Annotated in this window: 7 protein-coding genes; all 7 read left to right on the top strand. The window is 76.8% G+C overall.

Annotation, left to right across the window (positions count from 1 at the left end; all coding sequences use genetic code 11):
* The first annotated feature begins 323 nt into the window (after positions 1-323).
* From ACGFZP_RS26845 to ACGFZP_RS26815, 7 genes are read left to right on the top strand one after another with little or no spacing between them, the layout of a single operon-like run.
* Positions 324-2255, top strand: a complete 1932-nt coding sequence (locus ACGFZP_RS26845; protein WP_392937786.1) for a hypothetical protein — start codon at positions 324-326, stop codon at positions 2253-2255.
* Positions 2252-2983 carry a thioesterase II family protein gene (locus ACGFZP_RS26840; protein ID WP_392937784.1) on the top strand — a complete coding sequence of 244 codons (732 nt, stop codon included), beginning with the start codon at positions 2252-2254 and terminating at the stop codon, positions 2981-2983. The genes ACGFZP_RS26845 and ACGFZP_RS26840 overlap by 4 nt, the downstream gene beginning before the upstream one ends.
* Positions 2980-12045, top strand: coding sequence for an amino acid adenylation domain-containing protein (locus ACGFZP_RS26835; protein ID WP_392937781.1), 9066 nt, complete (start codon positions 2980-2982; stop codon positions 12043-12045). Before ACGFZP_RS26840 ends, ACGFZP_RS26835 begins: the two co-directional genes overlap by 4 nt.
* Positions 12038-23230, top strand: a complete 11193-nt coding sequence (locus tag ACGFZP_RS26830) for an amino acid adenylation domain-containing protein (protein WP_392937779.1) — start codon at positions 12038-12040, stop codon at positions 23228-23230. Before ACGFZP_RS26835 ends, ACGFZP_RS26830 begins: the two co-directional genes overlap by 8 nt.
* Positions 23227-24270 (top strand): DUF2817 domain-containing protein, encoded by a 1044-nt coding sequence (locus ACGFZP_RS26825; RefSeq protein WP_392937777.1) that lies wholly within the window; start codon positions 23227-23229, stop codon positions 24268-24270. Before ACGFZP_RS26830 ends, ACGFZP_RS26825 begins: the two co-directional genes overlap by 4 nt.
* Positions 24270-25064, top strand: coding sequence for a CmcI family methyltransferase (locus tag ACGFZP_RS26820; RefSeq protein WP_392937774.1), 795 nt, complete (start codon positions 24270-24272; stop codon positions 25062-25064). The genes ACGFZP_RS26825 and ACGFZP_RS26820 overlap by 1 nt, the downstream gene beginning before the upstream one ends.
* Positions 25061-25849: a JmjC domain-containing protein gene (locus tag ACGFZP_RS26815; RefSeq protein WP_392937771.1), complete on the top strand. Its 789-nt coding sequence runs from the start codon at positions 25061-25063 to the stop codon at positions 25847-25849. The genes ACGFZP_RS26820 and ACGFZP_RS26815 overlap by 4 nt, the downstream gene beginning before the upstream one ends.
* Positions 25850-25925: the final 76 nt, after the last annotated feature.

Raw genomic sequence — 25925 nt, 5'->3', positions numbered from 1 at the left:
CCAGTGTGATCGGCAGGTCTCCGCCGTTTCGCATGCATTCCCCCGCGATTCCGTCGTGAATTCGGCACGGGTTCCACCGCCGTCGAATTCGCCGCTCCCGCACGCCCGAATCCGAATTCCCACGCGGGCCCTGTGCCGTGTATTCCGGCCCGCCGCCCGACGCACCGGGCGGCGCGAAAACAAAGCCGGCGCCCGGCGAAGCGAAGCCAGGAAGCGAAGCCAGGAAGAGCAGAGCAGGGCGAAACCGAACAGAACAGCGCGGAACGAAACGGTGCGCAGCGCACCGTGCACGGACAGCAACGAGTCTTGACGATGAGAGGCGAGTGTCTGAAGTGGCTCGACAAGGCACGGTTCAGAGCACGGTGCACGGCGCGCTGCAGGGCGCGGTCAAGGAGACGGTCAAGGGCACGGCCCAGGGCGCGACGCTGGTGCTCGGCGGGTTGGGCGCTGACTCCCACTCGGTGGGCCTCTTCGTGCTCCGCAACGCGCTGGAGGCGGCCGGCTTCCGGGTGGTCGACCTCGGCATCCAGAACGACTTCGCGCGCTTCGCCGCGATGGCGGACGACTGCGACGCGGTGCTGATCTCCAACATGGACGGGCACGCGGAGTACTACCTGCGCGAGGTCGGGGCCCTGCCGGGAGGGTGCCTCTGGTACCTGGGCGGGCTCCCGGCGGTCGCCGGGCGTACCGGGGAGCTGCTGGCCCGCGGGTTCGCGCGGGTGTACGGCGGCTTCGTCGACACCGACGAGGTGGTCGCCGCACTGGCCGAGGACCTCGCCGGCCGGGCCCGATGTACCCCGCGCCCGTCGGCCCCTCCGGTGCCCCCGCCCCGCCCGGGGCGCGGTACGGGCCCGGACCCGGCGGGCCGGGCGGAGGTCCTCGCCCAGTGGCCGACGGGCGCCGGTGCGCGCGACATTGAGGCCAACGCCGAGGTGCTCGCCGCGCGGCCCTCACTCGCCCTGCTGCAGGGCGGCGCGGCCCGGACGCTGCTGCACCCGCGCTCGGGGGTGCGCGGCAGCGGCGACCAGCAGGAGCTCTTCGCCGACCTGCACGCGGCGGGCGCGGAGGTGCTGTCCTTCCAGGTCGACTCGCTGACCCGGGACGGGCGCTACGCCGAGGTCGAGCAGGTCGCCCGGGACGGCGGCGCGCTCAACGGGTTCCCGGTCGTCAACCACGGGGTGGACACGCTGCGCAGGATCAGCGCGGCCTGCCCGGTGCCGCTGCAGACCCGCCACAGCGCACGCGATCCGCGGCTGCTGGCGGAGGTGAGCTACGCGGGCGGCGTGACGGCCTTCGAGGGTGGTCCGATCTGCTACAACATCCCGTACTACGCGGAGCTCCCGCTCGCGGTGTCGCTGGCGCGCTGGCGCTACGTGGACGAGCTCACCGCCCGGTACGCGGAGCTCGGGGTGGTGCTCGACCGCGAGTTCTTCGGCACCCTGACCGCCACCCTGATCCCCCCGGCGCTCGCGATCTGCACCAACATCCTGGAGGGCCTGCTCGCGGTCGGGGCCGGGGTGCGCTCGGTGTCGCTGGCCTACGCGGAACAGGGCAGCCGCGCCCAGGACGTGGCGGCCGTCGAGGTGATGGGACGGCTCGGGCGGGAGTACCTGGGGCGGGGCGGCCGCGTGCGGGTCGCCACCGTGTTCCACCAGTTCATGGGGGCCTTTCCGGCCGACCGGGAGGAGGCCGAGCAGCTGATCCGGGAGTCGGCCCGGACGGCGGCGCTCGCCCGGGCGGACCGGGTGGTGGTGAAGACCCCGGCCGAGGCGCTGCGGATCCCCGACGTCCGCGACAACGCGCGCGGACTGGCCCTGGCGGCCGCCGGCCTGGAGCTGGCCGCCGCGGACCAGGGATCCCTCGACGGGATGGAGGCGCACCGGATCGAGCGGACCGCCCGGCACCTGCTGGAGGCGGTGCTCGCACTGCGCCCGGGGGACGTCGGGGGCTGCGTCGAGGATGCGTTCGCCACCGGCGTGCTGGACGTGCCGTTCTCGCCGAGCAGGTACAACGCGGGCCGGCTGCTGACCGGCCGGGACACGAACGGCGCCGTCCGCGTCATCGACCCCGGCGGGGTGCCGCTGCCGCCGGACGTCCTGGCCTTCGAGACCGAGCGGATGCGAGAGCGGCTGGCGATCGCCCGGGTGCCGCGCGCCGAGGCCTGGCGGCTGGTCGCCCGGGACGTGCTGGAGGCGAGCCGTCTGCGGGCGGGCTGGCCGCTGGACGGACGCCGGACGATCCGGGCCGTCGGATGAACCCGGACCTCTGGCTGCCCGCCGCGGACCGGCCCGGGGCGACCAGGCGGCTGGTGATCCTCCCGCACGCGGGCAGCGGCACGGCCGTGTGGTTCCGCTGGGCCGCCGGCCTGCCCGCCGACGTGGAGGTGCGGGTGGCCAGGCTGCCAGGGCGGGAGAACCGGCTGGCCGAGCCCGCGCCGGCGTCGGCGGCGGACGCGGTCGACGCCCTGGCCGGGGCCCTGCGGTCGCTGCCCGCGATGCCCCTGGTGGTGCTGGGCCACAGCCTGGGGGCCACGCTGGCGCACGGCCTGTGCGCCGCGGTGCCCGGCGCCGCGCGGGCGCTCGTCCTCTCGGGGGAGACGGCGCCCGGCACCCCGCGCAGCTACGACGACCTGCTGGCGCTGGGGGACGCCGAGCTGGCCCGGGCGGCCTCCCGGCTCTGGGGCGGCGTCCCGCCGGAGGTCCTGGACCACCCGGGCGCGCTCGCGCTCTTCCTGCCCGCGCTGCGCGGCGACCTGGCCCTGGCGGCGAGCGTGCGGGCGCCGACCGGTCCGCCGCTGGACATCCCGTTCGACGTGTTCGTGGGAGTGGACGACCCGCTCGACGAGGACGGATGGCGCGGCTGGGCCGCCCTCACCCGCGGCGCCACCGCCTTCCACCGCCATCCGGGCGGGCACCTGGCCGTCCTCGACGTGCCGGCCGTGGCCGACCGGATCACCCGCACCTGTCTTGGGAGACTGTCGTGACGTTCCTCCACCGGGCTGTCGCCCTGGCCGAGCAGGCACCGGACGCGCCTGCGGCCACCCTCCTGTCGCCGGACACCGGACCGCTCACCCTGACCCGCCGTCAACTGATGGACCGGGCCGGCAGTGTGGCGCGACAGGTCCGCGGCCGCACCGCGCCCGGCGACCCGGTCCTGGTCGCCCTGCCGACCGGTCCGGAGCTGGTCGCCGCGCTGATCGGCGTCCTGCTGGCCGGCCGGGTCGCGGTGCCCGCCCCCGCGGACCAGGGCACCCGGACCAGGAACCGGCTGCGCGGCATCGTCGCGGACGCCGGGTGCGGGCTGGTCCTCAGCCGGCTCGACCTCGCGGACGCGGCGGTGCCCGACCTGGCGGGCGAGCCCGACCTCCGGGTGGAGCCCGCCGACCTCGCGGTACTCCAGTACACCTCGGGGTCGACCTCCGCCCCCAAGGGCGTCCGGGTGAGCACGGCCAACCTGGAGGCGAACCTCTCCGCGATCGAGCGGGCCTTCGACCAGCGGCACACCGACGTGGTCGCGGGCTGGCTGCCGCTCTTCCACGACATGGGCCTGGTGGGCACGCTGCTGCACCCGCTCCGGATGGGCCTGCACACCGTGCTGATGGCCCCCGAGCACTTCGTGCGCCGGCCCGGGAGCTGGCTGCGGGCCGTCTCCGACTTCGGCGTCACGACCAGCGGCGGGCCGGACTTCGGGTACGCCTGGAGCGCCGACCGGGTGGACCCGGCGCGGCTGGCCGGCGTCGACCTGAGCCGCTGGCGGGTGGCCTTCACCGGGTCCGAGCCGATCTCGCCCCGCACGCTGGAGCGGTTCGCGGACGCGTTCGCCGGCCACGGATTCCGGGCCGAGGCGCTGACGCCCTGCTACGGGCTCGCCGAGTCCACGCTGCTGGTCGCCTCCCACGCGGTCGGCACGGCCCCCCGGACGGGTGCGGCCGGGGTGAGCTGCGGCCGCCCGCTGGAGGAGGTCGTGATCGTCGACGGCGACGGCGCACCGGTCGACGGCGTCGGGGAGATCTGGGTGCGCGGCCCCAGCGTGGCCGGGGGCTACCACGGCCGGCCCGGGGACGGGTCGTTCGACGCGCGCACGGCCGACGGACGCGGCGGCTGGCTGCGCACCGGTGACCTGGGCGAGCTGCGGGACGGCGAACTGTACGTCCGCGGCCGGTCCAAGGACGTGGTGATCCTGCGCGGCGAGAACCACCACGCGTCCGACCTGGAGGAGATCGCGGCCGGCGCGGAGGGGGTGCTGGCCGCCTGCGCCTTCGCCGCGCCGGGCGGCGACGGCCGGGAGCGGATGGTGGTCGCGGTGGAGGTGCGCCGGGCCGCCGGGGAGGCCGTCGAGCCGGTCCGCCGGGCCTTCCGCGAGCGGCTCGCCCTCGAACCCGACGAGGTGCTGGTGGTCCGCGGCCGCGCCCTGCCCCGGACCACCAGCGGCAAGCTCCAGCGCTCCGCCTGCCGGGACGCCTGGGCGGCGGGGGAGCTGCCGGTCCGCCACCGGTGGACGGTGGACGCGGCCGCACCGGGAGCGGCCGCGAGCAGCGCGGGCCCTGGCGGTGCGGCACCCCGGGGCGCGGGTCTCGACGGCCCGGTCGAGGAGGCCCTGGCGGAGCTGTGGCGGGACCTGCTGGGCGCGGAGGTCCGCTCCGCCGACGAGAGCTTCTTCGCCGCCGGCGGGGCCAGCGTCCTGGCCGTGGAGCTGTCGGTGCGCGTGGCCGACCGCTTCGGCGTGCGGCTCACGCCGGCCGAACTGCTCGCGGCCGGCACCTTACGCGCCCAGGCCGGGCTGATCGGGACGGCCCCCCGGGGCGCCGCGGCCCCGCCCGAGCCGGACAGCGCGCCGCTCTCGCTCCAGCAGGAGGGCCTCTGGCTGCTCTCCCAGCTGTCCCCGGACGCGCAGCCCGCGGTCCGGATCACCGTGGGCGTGCCGACCGGCGCGGACGTCGAGCTGGCCCTGGCCGAGCTGGTGCGCCGTCACCCCGGGCTCGCGACGGCCGGCCCCGACGAGCACGGCCGCCAGCACCGGACGGCGTGGAGCGCCCCGGCGGGGCGGCCCGACCCGGAGGCGGGGCACCCGTTCACGGCGGAACTCCGCGGGGACCGGCTGGAGCTGGCCTGGGACCACCGGGTGGTCGACGGCTGGTCGATCCGGGTGCTCCTGGAGGAGCTGGACGCACTGCTGGCCGGCCGCCCGCTGCCGCCGGCCCCGCCGTCCGCACTCGCCTGGGCGCAGGCCCAGCGCGAGGCGCTGGCCGCCGGTGACGACGGCGCCGACCTGGACTTCTGGCGCGACCGGCTCTCCGCCGGCCGCACCGCCCTGCCCTGGGCCGAACCGGGCGGCGCCGAGGCCGCCCTGACCTCCCGCCGCCTGCACGGCGCCGAGGCCCTCGGCCGGCTGGCGCGCGAACTCGACACCACCCCCGCCGTGCTGGTGCTGGCCGCGGTCACGGTCGTCCTCGCCCGACTGAGCGGCCAGCAGGAGGTCGTCGTCGGCATCCCCTTCGCCAACCGCACCCCGCCGTGGACGCGCACCGTCGGCTGCCTGGTCTCCGTGCAGCGCGCGGTGGCGCGGCTGCCCGACGGCGTCACCGGCACCGAACTGGTGCGCCGGCTGACCGCGGAGCTCCAGGAGCTGCGCGGGCACTCGTCCGTCCCGCTGGAGGCCCTGCCGGGCCGACTCGGCCTGCCCGGGGACCAGGCCCAGGTCGACGTGGTTTTCGACCACCTGCACGTACCCGAGCGGGTCGGCGCCCTCACCGTGCACGGCACCTCGCTGGACAGCTGCCCGCCGCAGGCCAAGGCCCCGCTCACGATCACCGCGGTGGAGGACGGCGGTCTGCGGCTGCACCTGCTGCGCCGGCGCTCCTACTTGGGCGACGAGACCGCCGAGGAGCTGGCCGACCAGGTGCAGCTCGCCCTGGACGCCCTGCTCGCCGCGGCCGACACCCCGTGTCTGGGCTGGTCCCTGCGCACCGCCCGGGCCGAGCGGGAACTCCCCCTGCTGACGGCGCCGTCGACCCGGCCCGACGTCCCCTCGGTGCCCGCGTCGGTGATGGCCGTCGACCCGGACCGCACCGCCCTGCGCCGCGGCGCGTCGACCTGGACGTACGGAGAGCTGCAGGCCCGGGCCCTGGCGGCGGCGGGCACGCTCCAGGAGGCGGGCCTGCGCCCCGGCGACGTGGTCGGCGTGCTCGGCAGCGCCGGCTTCGACACCGTCGCCGCCGCGCTGGGCACCATGCTCGCCGGCGGCGCCGTGCTGCACCTGGACCGGCGGCTCCCGGCCGGACGGCTGAGCACCATGGTGCGGGAGTCCGGAGCCGCGCTGGTGCTCCGCGCCCAGGGCCGGGACGCCCGGGACGCCGCGCTCGGGCGGGTGCTGGACATCGGCACCCGGCCCGGCCGGGCCGTGGCGGTCGACCCCGGCGCGCCCGCGTACGTCGTCTTCAGCACCGGGACGACGAGCGCGCCCAAGGCGATCGTCGGGACGCACCGCGGCCTCGGCCACTTCCTGGAGTGGCAGCGGCGGGAGTTCGCCGTCGACGGCGGGGACCGCTTCGTGCTGCTCACCAACCTGGCCTTCGACATGGCGCTGCGCGACCTCTGGCTGCCGCTCGGCACCGGCGGGGTCCTGCACCTGCTGGAGGACCCGGAGCGGGTCGGCGGCGACCACGTGGTGCCGCTGCTCGCCGCCCGCGCAGTGACCAGGCTGCACCTGGTGCCGACGCTGGCCCGGTCCTGGCTGGCGACCGCGGAGCCCACCCCGCTGCCCGCGCTGCGCAGCGTCTTCCTGGCCGGCGAGCCGCTGAGCGGCGCGCTGGTGGAGCGGTTCCGGCGGCACTTCCCCGGCGACTACGAGGTGCTGAACTTCTACGGCCCCTCCGAGACCACCCAGACCAAGGTGTTCCACCGGGTGCCGCAGCGGCCGCCGCTGGGCGTGCAGCCGATCGGACGGCCGCTGCCGCAGACCGCGGTCACGCTGGTCAACCGGGCCGGCGCCGCGTGCGGCCTGGGCGAGTCCGGGGAGATCGTGATCAGGACGCCCTTCGCGACCAGGGGGTACGCCAACGCGCCGCAGGCCCAGGCGGAGCGGTTCGTCCGGGACCGGTTCGGCAGCGGGGAGACCGTCTACCGCACCGGCGACCTGGGCCGGGCCCGGCTCGACGGGACGCTGGAGATCCTCGGACGCGGCGACCGCCAGGTGAAGGTCCACGGCGTGGCCGTCGACCCGCAGGAGGTCGCGGACCTCCTCGGCGGCCTGCCCGGAGTCCGGCAGGCCGCCGTCCGGGCCGAACCGGGGGAGGACGGGGACCACCGCCTGGTCGCCTGGTTCGCCGCCGACCGGGGCTGGGACGACCTGCGCGCGGACCTGGCCGACCGGCTGCCCCGGGCCCTCGTCCCCGAGCTCGCCGTGGCCTGCGAGCGGCTGCCCGTCCACCCCAACGGCAAGGTCGACCTGCGCTCCCTGCCCGCGCCCGGCCCCGCGGCGCCCGCCGCCGCTGAACCGCCGGCGGACGCGCTGGAGGCCGCCGTGCTCACGGTCTGGCGGGCCGTCCTCGGCGAGCCGGAACTCGACGTGCACGCCGACTTCTTAGTCCACGGCGGCCACTCGCTCAAGGCCCTCGAACTGGTGGCCGCGCTCGCCCGCGAGCTCGGCCGCGACGTCCCGCTCGCCGACGTCCTGGCCGCCCGGACCCCGCGCGAACTGGTCCGCCGGCTGCCCTCGGCCTCCGGCCCGGCCGGGGCGGACCTGCCCGAGCTGGTCCGCGCGCCGGACGAAGCCCACCAGCCGTTCCCGATGACCAGGGTCCAGGAGGCGTACTGGGTCGGGCGACGGGACTTCCTGGAGCTCGGCGGCGCGGCCGCCCAGACCTACCGGGAGTTGCGCTGCCCCGCCGGCCTCGACCTGGAGCGGCTGGAGCAGGCCTTCCAACGGCTCGTGGAGCGGCACCCGTCGCTGCGCACCGTCGCCACCGAGGACGGACGGCAGTACGTGCTGGCGCAGACGCCGCCGTTCCGGATCCGGGTCCAGGACCTGCGCCCGCGGGCCGATCCGCTGGCCGACCCACTGACCGATTCGCCGGCCGACCCGCCGACCGACCCCGAGGCCGGTCTGCGGCGGTGGCGGGAGGAGCTCGGCCACCGGGTGCGCCCGCTGGAGGAGTGGCCGCTGATCGAGGTCCGGGCCAGCCTGCTCCCGGACGAGGTCCGGCTCCACGTCGGGATCGACGCCTGGGTGTGCGACGCCTGGTCGCGGGTGGTCCTGGTGGACGAGCTCAGGGAGCTCTACGAGCGGCCCGGGGAGGAGCTGCCGGAGCTCGGGCTGACCTTCCGCGACTACGTGCTCAGCGTGGACACCGTCGTCAAGGACGCCGACCTGGAGTGGTGGCGGGGCGAGCTGGAGAGCCTGCCGGAGGCCCCCCGGCTGCCGCTGGCCCAGCGCACCGGCTCGCGCTTCGTCCGCCGCCAGGGCCGGCTGGACGACACGGCCTGGTCCGCGTTCCGGCAGCGGGCCGCCGACAGCGGCGTCACCCCGTCGGCCGCGCTGCTGGCCGCCTTCGGCTGGGTGCTCGCGCGCTGGGGGGCCCAGGACCGGCTGGCGCTGAACGTCACCGTGTTCCGCCGGCTGCCGGTCCACCCCGACGTGAACCGCATCCTCGGCGACTTCACGTCCGTGCTGCCGCACGCGATGGACTGCCGGTGGGACGACTTCCAGGGGCACGCCCGCGACGTCCAGGCCCGGCTCTGGCAGGAGCTGGCACACGGCTCCGTCTCCGGCGTGGACCTCGCCCGCGAGTCGGCCCGCCGGTCCGGGCGGCTCGACGCGACGGGCCTGCCCGTGGTGTTCACCAGCGCCCTGACCGCCCCCGGGTTCGGCCGCGCCTTCGACTGGGCCTGGCTCGGCGAGCTGGTCGACGGCATCTCCCAGACGCCGCAGGTGTGGCTGGACCTCCAGGTGTACGAGCACCGCGGCGAACTGCACTTCAACTGGGACGCGGTGGAGGAGATGTTCCGGCCGGAGGTGCTGGACGGCATGTTCGGGGCGTGGACCGCCCTGCTGGCCGAGCTGGCCGGCGGATCCTGGCGCACGCCCGCCCCCGAGCTGCTGCCCGAGGACCAGCGCCGACTGATCGACGAGGCGAACGCGACCGACGGCCCGGTGCTCGCGCAGACCCTGGCGGACGGCGTGCTGGCGACGCTCGCCCGGACGCCCGGCGCCCTCGCGGTGGTCGACACCGACCGCTCCCTGACCTACGCCCAGCTGGTCGAGGAGGCCGAGCGGGTCGCCGCCGCCGTGCTCGCCCGGGGCGTGCCGGCCGGCGGCCGGGTGGCCGTCCTGCTGCCGCACGGCCGGCGCCAGGCCGTCGCCGCCCTGGGCATCGTGCTCGCCGGCGCGGCCTACATCCCGGTCGACACCGCACAGCCCGCCGAGCGCGTCGACAGGATCCTCGAAGACGCGCTGCCGGACTGCGTGCTGGACCTCGACGGCGCCCGCCCCGGCGCGATCGCCTTCGAGACCCTGCCCGCCGGCCGCGCCCGCCGGCTGCCGGCGCCGGCCGACACCGCCTACCTGATCTACACCTCCGGTACCACCGGCCGCCCCAAGGGCGTCGTCATCCGCCACGAGGCGGCGGTGAACACCCTCGCCGACATCGCGGACCGGATGGACCTCACCGACCGGGACCGGGTGCTCGCGGTCTCCCCGTTCGCGTTCGACCTGTCGGTCTGGGACCTCTTCGGCAGCTGGCGGATCGGCGCGGCGGTCGTCTACCCGGGCGACCGCGCGGACCCGCGCGACTGGGCCGCCACGGCGCACACCCACCAGGTGCGACTGTGGAACTCGGTGCCCTCGATCATGGGCATGCTGGTCGACACCTGGGAGGCCGACCCGGCCGTCCCGCTCCCCGCGCTGCGCACCGTCATGCTCTCCGGCGACTGGATACCGCTCCAGCTCCCGGACCGGCTGCGCGGCATCGCGCCCGAGGCCCGGCAGTGGTCGCTCGGCGGCGCCACCGAGGCCTCGATCTGGTCGATCGCCCACCGGATCGAGAAGGTCGACCCCGCCTGGTCGAGCATCCCCTACGGCCGGCCGCTGACCAACCAGACCTTCGAGGTGCTCGACGAACACCTCCGCCCGTGCCCCGTCCACGTCACCGGCGCGCTCTTCATCGGCGGACGCGGCCTCGCCGACGGGTACTGGCAGGACGAGGCCCGCACCGCAGAACGGTTCCCCGTCCACGACGCGGTGCGCCGCTACCGCACCGGCGACCTCGGGCGCCGGCTGCCCGACGGCTCCATCGAGATCCTCGGCCGGGACGACTCCCAGGTGAAGATCCGCGGCTACCGGGTCGAACTGGGGGAGATCGAGCACACGGTGGAGCAACTGCCCGGCGTGGAAAGGGCGGTGGTCCTCGCCGTCGGCGACCCGCAGCGGGACCGCCGACTGGTGGGCTTCGTGGTGGCCCCCGGCGGCCCGACCGAGGAGGAGCTGCACCGGGGCCTGTCCGACCGGCTGCCGCCGTACATGGTGCCGTACGCCTGGCGGCTGCTGGACACGCTCCCGCTCTCCGCCAACGGCAAGGTCGACCGGGCCGCCCTGCTGCCGCGGGCACCCGCGGAACCGGCGGTGCGCGCCGCGCTCCCCACCGACTCCGAGGTGCTCGCCAAGGCCTGGACCGAACTGCTGGGCGCCCCGCCGACCGGCCCGGAGGACAACTTCTTCATGGCCGGGGGCGACTCGGTGACCTGGCTGCGCCTGTGCGCGCAGGTCTCCCGGGCCGGCTGGAGGCTGCCGGTCGCGGCGATCGCCCGGGACGCCACCTTCGGCGGCATCGGCGCCGAACTCGCCCCCGCCGAGCCGCAACAGCCGCTGCCCGAGGGGCCCACACCGCCCGGACCGATGCGGACCTGGCTGACGGCCAGGGGCCTGCCCGGGCACTTCAACCAGGCGGTCGTCCTGCGGCTGCTCCGGCCGCTCGACGCCGGGGCGCTGGACCGGGCGCTGGCCGCGGTGGTGGCGGCGCACCCGGTGCTCGCCTCGACCCTCGGCGCGGAGACCGGCGGCGGGCACCTGGTCGAGCAGGGCGGGAGCGTCGCGGACGCCTGCCGGGGGTTCCCGCCGGACGGGCCGCTGCTGCGCGCCACCCTGCTCCCCGGACGCCTCGTGCTCTGCGCCCACCACTGGATCGTCGACGCGCAGTCCTGGCGGGTCCTGGTCGCCGACCTCGAACAGGCGCTGGACGCGCTGGAGGCGGGCGAGCGGCCGGAGCCGGCGCCGGAGGCCACCGGGTACGCCGCCTGGTGCCACGCGGTGGCCGCCCTGCCCGCCCCCGCGCTGCCCGGTGTGGCACAGGCGCCCGCGGCGGGCACCGAGGGCGAGGCCCTCGTCACCACCAGGGCCTTCCCGAAGGCCGGCGAGGAGGAGACGGCGGCGGCCCTGCGCACCCTGCGCTGCACCCGGGAGGAGCTGCTGCTCGCCGCCGCGGCCTGGGCCGACGGCGCCTCCACCGGGCACTGGTCGGTGGAGCTGGAGCGCCACGGCCGCAGCCTGCGGGGCGTCGACCTCAACCGCACCGTCGGCTGGCTCACCACCCTGGTGCCGCTCGCCCTGCGGCCGGGGACGCCGGCCGAGGTCCTCGTCCAGGTCAAGGGCCTGCTCCGGGCGATGCCCGAGGGCGGCCTCGCGCTGGGCGCCGCCCACGCGGCCTCCGGCGGCTCCACCGCCCTCGCCGTCAACCCGCTCGGCCGCCTGGACGACCAGGCCTCCGACCGGTTCGAACTGGTCCGGGCGGCCGGGCTCCCGCTGCGCTCGGCGGACCTCCCCCGCCCCAACGAACGGCGCTGCACGCTCTTCCACCGCGACGGCGTGCTGCAGGTGGAACTCGGCCACCGCGGCGACGGCGAGAGCTGGCTGGCCGCACTGGACGAGGCGCTGACACAGCTGCTGGCCACCACCGGCCGGGCCGCCGCCAGCACCCACGACTTCCCCGACAGCGGGCTCGACGATCAGGAACTACAGCGGCTGCTGGCCGGCCTGGAGAAGACAGATGACTAGGATTCAGGACATTCACGCGCTTGCCCCGCTGCAGCAGGCCATGCTGGTGCGCGCGGTACTGGAGCCGGGCTCCGGGGCGTACGTCGAACAGCTGCGGATCGCCCTGGGGGCGGTGCCCGACCCGGACGCGCTCCACCGGGCGTGGGCCGAACTGACGCGGCGCCACCCGGTGCTGCGCAGCTCGTTCCACCACGCCGGCCTCTCCGAGCCGCAGCAGGTCGTGCACGCCGAGGCGGCGCTGCCGTGGCGGGTCGAGGACTGGCGCGACGGCCGTGAGGCCGACCTCGACGCGCTCGCCGCCGCCGAACGCGCCCGCGGCTTCGACCTCACCCGTCCGCCGCTGTTCCGCCTGGTCCTGGTACTGCTGCCGCACTCCGCCGTCCTGGTGTGGACCTTCCACCACCTGTTGCTGGACGGCTGGAGCCTGGGCCGGATCCTGACCGAGATCGACCAGGGGTACCGGGCGGCGCTCGACGGGCGGGCCGATCCCGCCGCGCCGGCGGTGCCGTTCTCGCACTTCGTCCGCTGGCTGCGGGCCGCCGACCCGGAGCCCGCCCGCGCCCACTGGAGCGCCCGGCTCGCGGGTGCGGCCACGGCCCCGGTCGCCGGCGAGCGCGGGGGCGGCGGCGGAGAGCGCCGGATCCTGCTGGGCGCCGAGGAGTCCGAGCTGGTCCGGGAGCTGTGCCGCCCCCGCGCGGTCACCCTGGGCACGCTGGCGGCGGCCGCCTGGGCGGCCTGCCTGGCGGAGCCCGGGGGCCTCCAGGACGTCACCTTCACCTCCCTGGTGTCGGGCCGCCCCGCCGACCTGCCCGGCGCCGACCGGATCGTCGGCATGCTCGTCAACACCGTCCCCTGCCGGGTGCGCTTCGCCGCGGGCGAGACGGTCCACGCCTTCCTCACCCGGCTCCAGGGCGAGCTGGCCCTCGACCGGCGGCACGGCTGGCAGGCCCTCGACGAGGTCGCGCGCTCCACCGGGCTCGGCCCGGTCGAGTCGGTGCTGGTGGTCGAGAACTACCCGCTCGACCGCGCGGTGATCGAGGACTCCCCGCTGGCCGTCCGGGCCGTCACCGTCCACGAACAGGCGGACGTCCCGCTGGTGGTGGCCGTGGTACCCGGCGAGCGGATCGAACTCCGGCTGGCCGCGCCGCCCGGAGGCCTCACCGACGCGGCGCTCGACGCCCTGGGCGAGCGGCTGGCGGCCTGGCTGGTCGACCTCGCCGAGGGCATGGACCAGGAGCCCGCCGAACTGCTCGGCCGCCGGGAGCGGCTGACCCAGCAGCGGCTGCGGGCCCGCGTGCACACGGCGCCCCCGGACGCCGACAGCCTGGCCGAGGCGATCCTGGCCGCCGGCCCGGCCGTGGACGACGGCGACGAGGGCTGGAGCGCCGAGCGGGTCCTGGCGACCGCGCGGGAGTTCGCCCGCGCGGTCGCGGTCGCGGCCGAGGAGCCCGGCCCCGTCGCCCTGGTCGGCGACACCGACCCGCGGACGGTGGCCAGGATCCTCGGCTGCGTCCTGGCCGGACGGCCCTACGTACCGCTGGAGGGCACCGACCCGCGCCGGCGGGAACGGATCGCCCACGCCGGCGCCCGGACCGTCGACCCGAGGCCGGCGGACGCGCCGTCCGGCCCGGCGGACCTCGCGCCGCCGGCGCCCGACACCACCGCCTACCTGCTCCACACCTCCGGCTCGACGGGCCGCCCCAAGGCGGTCGTCCAGACCCACGCCGGGGTGTACGCGCACGCCCGGCGGTACGCCGCCGCCATCGGGCTGCGGCCGGGCGACCGGCTCTGCATGACCGCGTCCTTCGCCTACGACGCCGCCGTGATGGACATCTTCGCGGCGGCGACCGTCGGCGCCACACTGCTCCTCGGCTCGCCCAGGCGCCACGGCCTGCGGGAGCTGCGGGAGCGGATCCTGCCCCGCGCCACCGTCCTGCACACCACGCCGAGCCTGTTCCGGCTGCTGGCCGAGGAGCGGCTGCCCGCCGGGATCAGGCTGGTGGTGCTGGGCGGCGAGGGCCTGCTGCCCTCCGACCTCGACCTCTTCGAGGCCGCCGCCCCCGCCGGCTGCGTCCTGGTGAACGGCTACGGGCCGAGCGAGAGCAGCACCGGGCTGCAGTGGTTCGCCGACCGCGGCACCCGCACGGCCCCGGTGCCGGCCGGCCTGCCGGTGGCCGACACCGAGGCCTGGATCGTCGACGCCGAGGGGCGGCGCGACGACGCGCCCTGGGCCCGGGGCGAGATCGTCCTGGCGAGCGACGCGGTCGCACGCGGCTACCTCGGCGAGGACACCGGGGCGTTCCGCGAGACGGCCGCGGGCCGCAGCTACGCCACCGGCGACCTCGGCCGCCGCCGGCCGTCCGGCTGCATCGAGGTGCTGGGGCGCCGGGACGACCAGGTGCAGATCGGCGCCGTGCGGGTGGAGCCGGGCGAGGTGCGCGCCGTGCTGGCCGCCCTGCCCGGGGTGGCGGCGGCCGAGGTGCTCGCGGTGGGCGACGGGGCCGAGGTGCGGCTGCACGCCTGGGTGACGCCCGGCACGCTCGACCCGGGCGTGCTGCTGCGCGAGCTGGCGGCCCGGCTGCCGGCCGGGTTCCTCCCGCGCCGGGTCGACTGCCTGGACCGGCTGCCGCTGCTCGCGAACGGCAAGGTCGACCGCGCCGCCCTGCGGTCCGGGCCGGCCATCGGGTCGGCGGAGCCCGCCCTGGAGCCGTCCGCCGTGTCGGTGCAGGCCCGGGAGCCGGAGCCGGTGCTGGAACCTGCGTTGGAGCCGGTGCTGGAGCCGGTGCTGGAGACGGTGCTCGCCGTCTTCGCGGAGGTGGTCGGATCCCCGGTGGATCCCGACCGGGCCCTGTTCGAACTCGGCGCCCACTCCCTCGACGCGCTGCGGATCGCGGGCCGCCTGGAGGCCCGGCTGTCCCGCCGGGTCCCGCTCCAGCTGCTCTTCGAGCACCCCGCCGCCCGCGCCCTCGCCGCCGCGCTGGCGGCCGCCCCCGGCGCGGCGACCGCCGGCCCGATCCCGCGGGCCCGGCGGGACTGGCGCTCGGACGGCCCCGACCGGGCCGCCGTGCCGGCCCGCCGGTGGCCGGGCCTGAGCCTGTTCTTCTTCGCCGGCCGGGCCGAGGACCCGGCCGCCGCCTACCGGCTGATGCTGGAGGCGTCCGTCCGCGCCGACGAGCTCGGCCTGGAGGCGGTCTGGACCCCGGAACGGCACTTCGACGAGTTCGGCGGCGTCTACCCGAACCCGTCCGTGCTCGCGGCCTTCCTGGCCGCCCGCACCCGCCGGATCAGGCTCCGGGCCGGCAGCGTGGTGCTGCCGCTGCACGACCCCGTCCGGGTCGCCGAGGAGTGGGCGGTGGTGGACCAGCTCTCCGGCGGCCGGGTGGACCTGGCCATCGCCTCCGGCTGGCACCAGCGGGACTTCGTGCTGGCCCCGGACGCCTACCACGACCGCAGGGAGCGGCTGGCCGAGCGGATCGACCTGCTGGGCCGGCTCTGGTCGGGCGAGCAGGTGGAGCTCCCCGGCCCGGACGGCGAGATCCTGACCGTCCGCACCTGGCCGCGACCGGTCCAGGGCCGGCTACCGCTCTGGCTCACCGCGCAGTCCGCGGAGACCTTCGAACTCGCGGGCGCCGCCGGGCACCACGTCCTGACCAACCTCAACTACAAGTCGCTGGACGAACTCGCCGAGCGGGCGGCGCGCTACCGCCGGGCCGGCGGTGGCGGCGGCCGGGTCACGGTGATGACCCACACCCTGGTCGGCGCCCGCGACCAGGAGGCTCGCGAGTGCGCGACCGAGGCCTACACGGCCTACGCGCGCCGCAACCTGGTGCTGCAACAGGCCCACGCGCGCGGTGAGGATCGCGGGTTGCGGCCCGCCGAGGCCGACGTGACGGCGCTGGCGCGGCGGTCCGCCGAGCGGATGGTGCGCTCCGGCGGGCTGGTCGGCGACCTCGACCGGTGCCGCGAGCGGCTGGCCGAGCTGGCCGAGGCCGGCGCCGACGAGGTCGCCTGCCTGATCGACTTCGGGGTACCGGAGGACAAGGTGCTGGCGGGCGTCGAACTCCTGGGCGAGCTGGTCGAGGCGCCGGTGCGGCGCTCGGGACCGCGCTCCGCCGAACTCCCGGCCGCCCCGCTCCAGACGCAGCTGTGGGTGCTCGACCAGCTCTCCGACACACCGGGGACGTGGATGATCCCCACCCTGGTCCGCCTGGAGGGCGCACTCGACCCGGCCGAGCTGCGGGAGCGGCTCCGGCAGGTGGCCGCCCGGCACGAGGCCCTGCGCACCTCGCTCCAGGAGCGGCGCGGTCGGGTGGTGCAGGTGGTGGAGCAGGACGCCACCGTCGACCTGGAGGTGCGGCCGGTGGCCGACGAGGCCGAGGCGCTGCGCCAGGCCCGGCGGATCCTGGACGAGGGCGTGGACCTCACCAAGGCCCCGCTGGTGCGGGCGGTGCTCTTCGAGGTGACCGGCGGGCACCGGGTGCTGCTACTCGCCTGCCACCACGCCGTCGCCGACGGCAGCTCCACGGTGGTGCTGGCCGGCGAACTGCTGAACGGCCTGTCCGGCCCGGCCCCGCTGCAAGCCGGCGACTGGGCGGCCTGGCAGGCCGCGCGCGAGGAGCGCGGCGAGCTGAAGCACCAGGAGGACTGGTGGGACGCCGCCCTGCGCGACCTGCCGCCGCGCCCGCGCCTGGGCGGCGGCGTACCGGACGGCCGGCGCGCCGTCCACCCGGTGCCGTTCGACGGCGCGGACGCGGCCGCGCTGCGGGCCCTGTGCCGGGGCTCCGGCTCGACCGCGTTCGAGGTGGTGCTGACCGCCTTCGCCCAGGCGCTCGGTGCGGTGTCCGGGCAGGACGACCTGCTGATCGGCCTGCACCACGCCAACCGCGACCGGCCCGAACTCGAAGGCGTCGTCGGCCCGTTGGTGAACCTGCTGCCGTTCCGCGCCCGGCTGGGCGCGGACGGCGGGCTGAGCGGCCTGAGCGGACTGCGCCGACAGGTCCGGCAGACGCTGGAGCACCACGCGGTGCCGTACGCCCGGCTGGCGGCCCGGCACGGGCGGGCACGGCAGGCCGGCGCCGATCCGCTGCTGGACGCGGCGCTGCTGCACCAGAACCTGCCCGAGGTGAGCTCCGGCGGCCCGGTGCGCTGGACCAGGATCGACCTGCCGGGCGGGCGGGCGCGCTTCCCGCTCACGCTGGTGGCGACCGAGCACCCGGACGGCCTCTCGCTCCAGCTGGAGGTGGACGCCGGACTGATCCGCGAGGCCGAGGCCGAGCGGCTGGTGCACGGCCTGCGGACCGCCCTGGACGCCCTGCTGGCAGGCCCGCAGGCTCGGCCGCCGGCCCGGATCGAGGCCGGCCGGCCGCGGTACTCGGCCGGCCCGCACCTGCTGGCCGCGTTCGCCGGGCACGCCGCCGAGGCGCCGGACGCGGTGGCCGTCAGCGGACCGGACGGCAGCCTCACCCGGGCCGAACTGCTGGACGCCGCACAGCGGTTGGCCGGCGCGATCCGCTCGCGGGTACCGGCCGGCACCCGGGTGGGCGTCCAGGTGCGGCCGGGAACGGACATGCTGGTCGCCCTCTACGGCATCCTGTGGGCCGACTGCACCGCCGTCCCGCTCGACCCGCGCACCCCCGCGGCCCGGCGCCGACTGGAGCTCCGACTGGCCGACGTGGCACTCGCGGTGGCCGACACGGAGGTGGAGGTGCCCCGGCTGGCACCAGACCAGAGCGGCCCGCCCCGCACGGAGCAGCCGTCCGGCCGCCACCTCGCCTACGTGATCTTCACCTCCGGGTCGACCGGGGTGCCCAAGCCGGTCGCCGTCGGCCACGACAGCGTCCGCGCCCTCATCGGCTGGGCCCGCACGGCCTACTCCGACGCGGAGTTGAGCGGTGCGCTGCTGACCGCCCCCATCCGCTTCGACATGTCGGTGTTCGGCCTCTACGTGCCGCTGGCCGGCCCGGGCTCGGTGGTGGTCGTCGACGACCTGACCGCCCTGCTGGACGGCCCGCCGCCGGCCCCGGTCAGCCTCGTCTACACCGTGCCCTCCGCCCTCCGGGCCCTGCTGGGCGCCGGCCCGCTCCCCGCCACCGTACGCACCGTCAACCTCGGCGGGGAGGTGCTGGCGCCCGACCTGCTGCCCGCCCTCCTCGACCGGGTCGACCGGGTGTGCAACCTCTACGGCCCGACCGAGAGCACCTCCAACGCCTTCTTCGAGGAGTACACCGAACCCGCGGAACCGACGATCGGCCGCCCGATCACCGGTACCGGCGCCTGGATCCGCGACCCCGCGACCGGCGCCTGCGCCGCCGTCGGCGAGCCGGGCGAGCTCGTGCTCACCGGCGCCGGACTGGCCGCCGGCTACCTCGGCGATCCGGGACACCCGTCCTTCACCGCCGACGGCTACCGCACCGGCGACCTCGCCCGGCTGCTCCCGGACGGCCGGACGGTCTACCTCGGCCGCTCCGACGACCAGATCAAGGTCCGCGGCCACCGGGTCCGGCTCGGCGAGATCGAGACGGCGCTCCACGCCCTGGACGGCGTCCGCGCGGCCGCCTGCCGACACCAGGACGACACCCTGGAGGCCTGGATCGTCCCGGCCGCCGGCTGCGACCGGGCCGCCCAGGCGGACCAGGCGCGGGCCCGGGCCTGGTCCGACGAACTGGCGGCCGCCCTCCCGGCCCACCTGCTGCCCTCTCGCTGGATCCTGCTGCCCGAACTGCCGCTGACCCGGCACGGAAAGCTCGACCGCGCCGCCCTCGCCGCCACCGGCTGGGCGCCGCTGCCCGCCGGCGCGTTCACCGGCCCGGTCCAGCTCCGGCTCGCGGCGGTCTGGGAGGAGGTGCTGGGCACGCCGGTGCCCGACGCCGACGCCGACTTCTTCACCCTCGGCGGACACTCGCTGCTGGCCATCGCGCTCTGCCGCCGGATCGAGGACGAACTGGGCGTCCGGGTGCCGCTGCGCACCCTCTTCGACCACCCCACCGTGGCCACCCTGGAGGCGGCGCTGCGGGGCGCCGAACCCGCCCCGGCCACGGCCGCGGTGCTGGTGCCCGACCCCGCGGCCGCCGCCGAGCCGTTCCCGCTCACCGAGCTCCAACAGGCCTACTGGGTGGGCGGCCGGGACGACCTGGAGCTCGGCAGCGTCGGCACCCAGGGCTACGTGGAGATCGACACCGGGATCCCGGCCGAGCGCGTGGCGGCCGCGATCCGCACCCTGGTGGCCCGCCACGCCATGCTGCGCGCGGTGTTCGAGCCGGACGGCACCCAGCGGGTGATCACCGACCCCGGCGAGTTCCCGATCCTCGTGGAGGACCTCGGCGACGCCCCCGATGCCGGACTGCGGGCCCGCCGCGAGGCCCGCTCGCACCACCGGCAGGACCCGGCCGACTGGCCGCTGGTGCGGGTCTGGATGTCCCGGCTGCGGGAGCGCACCCGGATCCACCTCAGCGTGCCGGCCCTCGTCGCCGACGCGCACAGCGTCTACCTCCTCGCCCGCGAGCTGACCGCGCTCCTGGAGGACCGGCCGCTGCCCCCGCCCGGGCCGAGCTACCGCGACCTGGCGCTGGCCCTGGCGGCCGAGGACCGGACCGCCGACGACGCCGCGTTCGCCGAACTGGCGCCGACGTTCCCGGCCGGCCCGCTGCTGCCCCTGGCGGTCGACCAGGCCGGGCTCGACACCGTCCGCTTCGACCGCCGCGAGCTGCGGCTGGACGCCGACACCTGGCGCGCCGTCCGGGAGGCCGGCGCGGCCCACGGCCTCACCCCGGCCGGCACCCTGCTCGCGGTCTACGCCTGGATCCTCGGCGCCTGGGCGGAGGACCCGGACTTCGCGATCAGCGTGACCTTCTTCGACCGGCCCCCGCTGCACCCCGAAGTGGACCGCGTGGTCGGCGACTTCACCAGCGCCCGACTCGTCCGGGCGGCCCCGGCGGCGGACCTGGGCACGTTCGCGACCGGCGTGCAGCGCCGGCTCTGGGAGGCGCTCGACGGGCGGGCGCGCGACGCCGTCCGCTGCGTGCGCGCACTGCGGCGGCTCGGCCGGCCGCACACCTTCCCCGTCGTCTTCACCAGCACGCTCGGCCTCGACGTACCGGCCCGCGGCAGCCTCGGCGAGGTGGTGTACGCGCTCACCCAGACCTCACAGGTGTGGCTGGACCACAAGGTGCGGGAGGACGCCGGCGAACTGGTCAGCACCTGGGACTTCGTGGACGGCCTGTTCCGGCCCGGCGTGGTCGAGGCGATGATGGCCGCCTTCGAGGCGACCCTGCGCACGCTGCCGGAGGACGGCTGGCGGGCACCCGCCCCCGAGGTCCCCGCCGAACAGGCGCGGCTGCGGCCCGCGGCCCAGGGCGCCCGCTGGACGCGCACCGGCCCGGCCCTGCTCCACGAGACCCTGCTCGGCCGCCCGGACTCGGACGCCCCGGCCCTGGTGGCCCCCGACGGAGAGGTCCTGACGAGGCGTCAACTCGCCTCGGCCGCATCGGCGGTGGCCGCACGCCTGGTCGCCGCCGGGCTGCGGGTCGGCGACACGGTGGCGGTCGAGTCGCGCCACGGCTGGCGGCAGGCCGCGGCCGCACTCGGCGTGCTCGCCGCGGGCGGCGCGTTCGTCCCGGTGGACCCGGCCTGGCCGCAGCGTCGGATCGACGCCGTCCTGCGGACCGCCGGCGCCGAACTGGCCGTCGCACCGGGCGACTGGGGAGCGGGCCTGCGCGCAGTCGCCCTGGACGACGGCGACCGGTGGGGGCGCTGCGAGCTGCCGGACGTCCCGGTGGGCCCGCAGGACCTCGCCTACGTCCTCTTCACCTCCGGATCCACCGGGGAGCCCAAGGGCGTCGAGATCACACACGCCGGCGCCACGAACACCATCGCGGACCTGTGCGACCGCTTCGGGCTGGACGGGGACCGCGTCCTCGGGGTCTCCGGGCTCCACTTCGACCTGTCGGTGTTCGACCTCTTCGGCAGCTGGCTCGCCGGCGGCGCCGTGGCCCACCCGGACTCCACCCGCGACCCGGCCGCCTGGACGCAGCGGCTCACCGGCGAGCGGATCACGGTGTGGAACAGCGTCCCCGCCCTCGCGGAGATGCTGGTCGGCCACCTGGAGACGACCGGCACACGGCTGCCCGGGCTGCGCCTGGTGCTGCTCTCCGGCGACTGGATCCCGGTCACCCTGCCGGACCGGCTGCGCGCCGTCGCCCCCGGCTGCCGGGTGGTGAGCCTGGGCGGCGCCACCGAGGCCTCGATCTGGTCCATCGCCCACGAGATCGGCGAGCACGACCCGGACTGGGCCAGCGTCCCGTACGGCCGCCCGCTGCGGAACCAGGGCGTGCACGTCCTCGACGGCCGGCGCCACGAGCGCCCGGACTGGGTCACCGGCGAGATCCACCTCTCCGGGCTCGGCGTCGCCCTCGGCTACCGGGGCGACGAGGACCGCACCCGCGCCGCGTTCTGGCGGCACCCCGGGACGGGCGAACGGTACTACGCCACCGGGGACCTGGGCCGCTACCGCCCCGACGGCACGATCGAGTTCCTCGGCCGGCGCGACAGCCAGGTGAAGGTCCGCGGCCACCGGGTGGAGCTCGGCGAGATCGAGGCCGTCCTGCTGGAGCACCCGCAGGTGCGCCAGGCCGCGGTGACCGCCCCGCAGGGCCGGTCCGGACAGCGGCAGCTGGTCGCCCACGTGGTGACGACGCTGGACCGGGCCGAGCTGCGGGCCCACCTGGCCCGGTCGCTGCCGGACGCCCACGTCCCGCGGACGCTGCGGCTGATCGAGGCGCTCCCGCTCACCGCCAACGGGAAGGTGGACCGGCCGGCGCTCGACCACGAGCCGGATCCCGGGCCCGACCCGGTGGCGAGCACCCCGGTCGGGGACGCGGTGCTGGGTCTGGTCCGTGCCGTCCTGGAACGGGACGGGATCGGCCCGGACGACGACTTCTTCGCCCTCGGCGGCGACAGCGTCCTCGCCATCAGGCTGCTCGGCCGGGTCGAGCGGGAGCTCGGCCGGCGGGTGCCGGTCCGCCGGTTCTTCGCGGACCCGACCCCCCGGGGCCTCTCCGCGCTCCTGCGGCCCGAACCCGCGGATCCTGCCGGGCCCGCAGGCCGGGCCGATCCAGGCGCGCGGCCTGCGCCGCTGACCGACCGGCTCCGCGCCGACGCGGTCTGGCGCGGGGCGGTCGCCGAGCCCTCGCCCGGCCCGGTGCTGCTGACCGGCGCCACCGGAGTACTCGGAACGGCCCTGCTGGCCGAACTCCTGGACCGCGGGCACGAGGTGCACTGCCTCCTGCGGGGCGACGCCGACTCCCGGCTGGCCGCCGTGCTGCGCGCGGAGGGCCTGGAGGCGCACGCGGACCGGGCGTTCGCCTGGCCCGGCGGGCTGGACTCGCTCGGCCGCGGCGCCCGGGAGCACGTTGGCACGGTGGTGCACGCGGCGGCCGACGTCTCCTTCGCGAAGGACTACGCCGCGCTGGCGCCGGTGAACGTCGAGGGCACCCGCCGGGTGCTCGACCTGTGCGCCCGGGGGGCCGAACTCCACTACGTGTCCAGCCTGTCCGTCTTCAGCGAGCACGGTCGGGCTGCGCTGCAGGAGGACACGCCCCCGCCCGCGGACCCGCCGGGCCGCTCCGGCTACGCACAGAGCAAGTGGGTCGGGGAGAGCCTGGTGAGGTCCTTCGCGGCGGCAGGCGGCCGGGCCCACGTCCACCGGGTCGCCCTGGTGCCCGACGCCCGCCCGGGCGCCGACGACTACTTCGGGGCCCTGGTGCGGGGCTGCCTGGCGGTCGGCGCTTACCCGGAATCGGCGGACCTCGTCGTGCCGGTGGTCCGGCGCCGGGTGGCCGCCGCGGCGATCGCCGCGACCCTGGGCACGCCGCCGCGCACCTGGCACCACCAGGAGGCCGCGCCGACCCTCGCCGAGCTGGCGGCCGCGGCGGGGGCGGAGCCGGGGGCGTTGACCGCGGCCGCCCCCGAGGAGTGGCTGCGGCGCGTCGAGTCGGCCGTCGCCGACCAACCGGAGCACCCCCTGGCGCGGTACCTGGACCACCTGCGCGGCTCGCTGGGAGCCGGAGCGCTCGGGCCGCTCGGGCCGCGCGGCGGCCGGCTCGACAGCACGGAGAGCCGGCGCCGCCTGGCCGAACTCGGCGTCCGGCCCGACCACGACCTCGACACCCTGCTTCGGGAGCTCCTATGACCTGGCTGTACGACTGGCCGTCGGCCGCCGGGGCGTTCCGTGCGCTCGCGGAACGCCACGGCGAACTGCACCGGATCCCGCACGGCGGGCTGGGACCGGGCGGCGAGCAGCTCTCGGTCGACGTCGCCCTGATCGGCCCCGCCGACGCCCGGCGCTGCGTCGTCGTCTCCTCCGGCCTGCACGGCGTCGAGGGCGTCGCCGGCTCCGCGATCCAGCGGGCCTGGCTGGAGGCGTACCGCGGCGGCGACACCCGGCTGGTGATGGTGCACCTGCTCAACCCGTTCGGCTTCGCCTGGCAGCGCCGGGTGGAGCAGGACAACATCGACCTGAACCGGAACTTCCTGCCGGCCGGGGAGCCGTACCGGGGCGCGCCGCCGCAGTGGGACCGGGTCGGCGGCTGGCTGGCCCCCGAACGGCCGGCCAGCCGGCTGGACCCGCTGCTGCCCAAGGCGCTCGTGGCGCTGGCCCGGATGGGACGCCGGCCCCTGCTGCAGGCCGTCGGCGGCGGGCAGTACGAGAACGAGCGCGGCCTGTTCTACGGCGGGTCCGGGCCGGCCTCGCTCCAGCCGCTGCTCCGCGAGGCCCTCCCGGCGTGGACGAAGGGCGCGGCGGAGGTGCTGCACCTGGACATCCACACCGGCCTGGGCCGCAGCGGAGAGCTGCAACTGCTGCTGCCGCGCCTCCAGGGCACCCCGGCGGCGGACGAGCTGGTCGCCAGGTTCGGCCCGGACGCCCGGCCGGCGCTGGCTGCGGTCCGGCACTACCGGGTGCAGGGCGGGCTGGGCCCGTGGTGCGAGGCCCTGCTGCCGGACGTCCGGTACACCCTGTGCGCGGCGGAGTTCGGGTCGGTGTCCTCGACCGCCGTGCTGTCCGCGCTGCACCAGGAGAATCGCGCCTGGTTCTGGGGCGGGCGCGGGGACCGGCCGTCCGCGTGGGCGCGGGACCGGCTCTCGCACGCCTTCGCACCCCTCTCGCAGAGCTGGCGCCGACGGGTGCTGGAGCGCGGGATCCACCTCATCGACCAGGCCCTGGAGGGCTGATGACGATCGACCGCTTGATCCGGCAGACGCACGCCCGCGTCGCGGACACCCAGCAGGGTGTCCCGACCTACTACGACCGGAGGGTGATCCGGCAGGAGGAGGAGCACGACCCGGCGTGGCGGGCGCGGTTGGAGCACCACCTCGCGGACCGGCGGGAGGGGCGGTTCGTGCCGTGGACGGTCCGGGCGGGCGTCCGGCGGGAGGGGCTCGACCCGCACCGCCGGAGCGAACTCCCGGACGAGACCCTGATCATGAGCCAGGGGACGGCGCAGCCGATGCGCTGGCGCGGCGGCCACCTGTTCAAGAGCGTCTACGACTTCGCGCTCACCACCATGCTGCTGGAGGAGCTCCGGCCGGCCGCCATCCTGGAGATCGGCTCGGGCACCGGGACGAGCGCGCTCTGGCTGGCCGACCTCGCCGCGTCGATCGGCTTCCCGTGCCGGATCGTCTCGCTCGACCTCAAGCCGGTCGAAGTCTCGCACCCGGCGGTGGAGTTCGTGGTCGGGGACGCCCGAAGGATCGGCGAGGTGCTGGCCTCGGACGTGCTGGCGGCCGGGCCGCGGCTGGTGTTCGAGGACGCCCACGTCGGGGTGGCGGAGGTCCTCGGGTACGTCCACCCGAGGCTGCGGGAGGGCGACTACCTCGTGGTCGAGGACAGCGTGGGCAAGGCGGAGCAGCTGGCCGCCTTCGACGCGGCGCACCCGGGGGAGTACGCCGTGGACACCGGCTACACCGACTTCTTCGGCCGCAACACCACCAGTTGTGTCGACTCGATCATGCGGAGGATGGCGTGACCTCACTGCTGCCGGTGTTCCCGGCCGGACTGCCGATCCGCGGCGCGGAGCCGGTCCGGGCCGCGGTGCCCGGCCTCGCCGCCCTGCTGACCTGGGGCGACCTGGAGCGGATCCTCGCGACCTCGTGCTTCGAAGGCGCCGGGAGCGAGGCCATCCGGGACGCGCTGGACCTGCCCGGGCCTGGCCTCAGCCGGGTCTGCGTGCTGACGAACGGCGAGTCGATCTGGCGGGCGCCGCGTGCGACGGCGCTCGCCGACCTCCGCACCCGGCTGCCGGGGGCGACGCTGCGGGTCGAGGCCCTCGAAGAGGTCCATCCGCCGCTGGCCGCCGTCGCGGCCGAGCTGTCGAGCGCCGGCGGGGCCGTCTACATCAACGCCTACGCGGCCTGGAGCGACAACAAGGGCCTGGCGCTCCACTACGACTACACCGACAACCTGGTGCTGCAGCTCGAAGGGCGCAAGCACTGGCGGGTCTACCGGCCGACCCGTCCGGCGGTGCGGGGGCCGGAGTCGTCGGCCTACAAGGAGGGCCTCCAGGCGGCCGCGCGCGGCGAGGAGTCGGGCGATCACCGGGGTCTGCGCGAGGTGCGGGCGGGGCTGTACTGGGAGGGCGACCTGACGGCGGGCGACGTGCTGTACGTCCCGCCGGGCTGGTTCCACGAGGTGGTTCCGGTGGGGGAGCCGACCCTGCACCTCGCCTGCGCCTACGCGGCCCCCGGCACGGCCTTCCGGGAGCCCGGGACGATCCGGCTGCCGGACGGGCTCCGGCCCCTGCCGCCCGCGTAGCGGCTGGGCCGGTGCGGGTGGCCGGGGTGCGGCCGCGCCCGGTCCGGAGGCGGCCCGGGGAGCGGGTGCGTGGTGC

This window comes from Kitasatospora sp. NPDC048239 (assembly GCF_043202015.1).
GTDB lineage: Bacteria > Actinomycetota > Actinomycetes > Streptomycetales > Streptomycetaceae > Kitasatospora.
This window is presented reverse-complemented; position numbering and strand designations above follow the sequence as displayed.

Coding starts and splice junctions, on each gene's coding strand:
- ACGFZP_RS26840 (WP_392937784.1), top strand. CDS start 2,252: ATGAACCCGGACCTCTGGCTGCCCGCCGCGGACCGGCCCGGGGCGACC.
- ACGFZP_RS26830 (WP_392937779.1), top strand. CDS start 12,038: ATGACTAGGATTCAGGACATTCACGCGCTTGCCCCGCTGCAGCAGGCC.
- ACGFZP_RS26825 (WP_392937777.1), top strand. CDS start 23,227: ATGACCTGGCTGTACGACTGGCCGTCGGCCGCCGGGGCGTTCCGTGCG.
- ACGFZP_RS26820 (WP_392937774.1), top strand. CDS start 24,270: ATGACGATCGACCGCTTGATCCGGCAGACGCACGCCCGCGTCGCGGAC.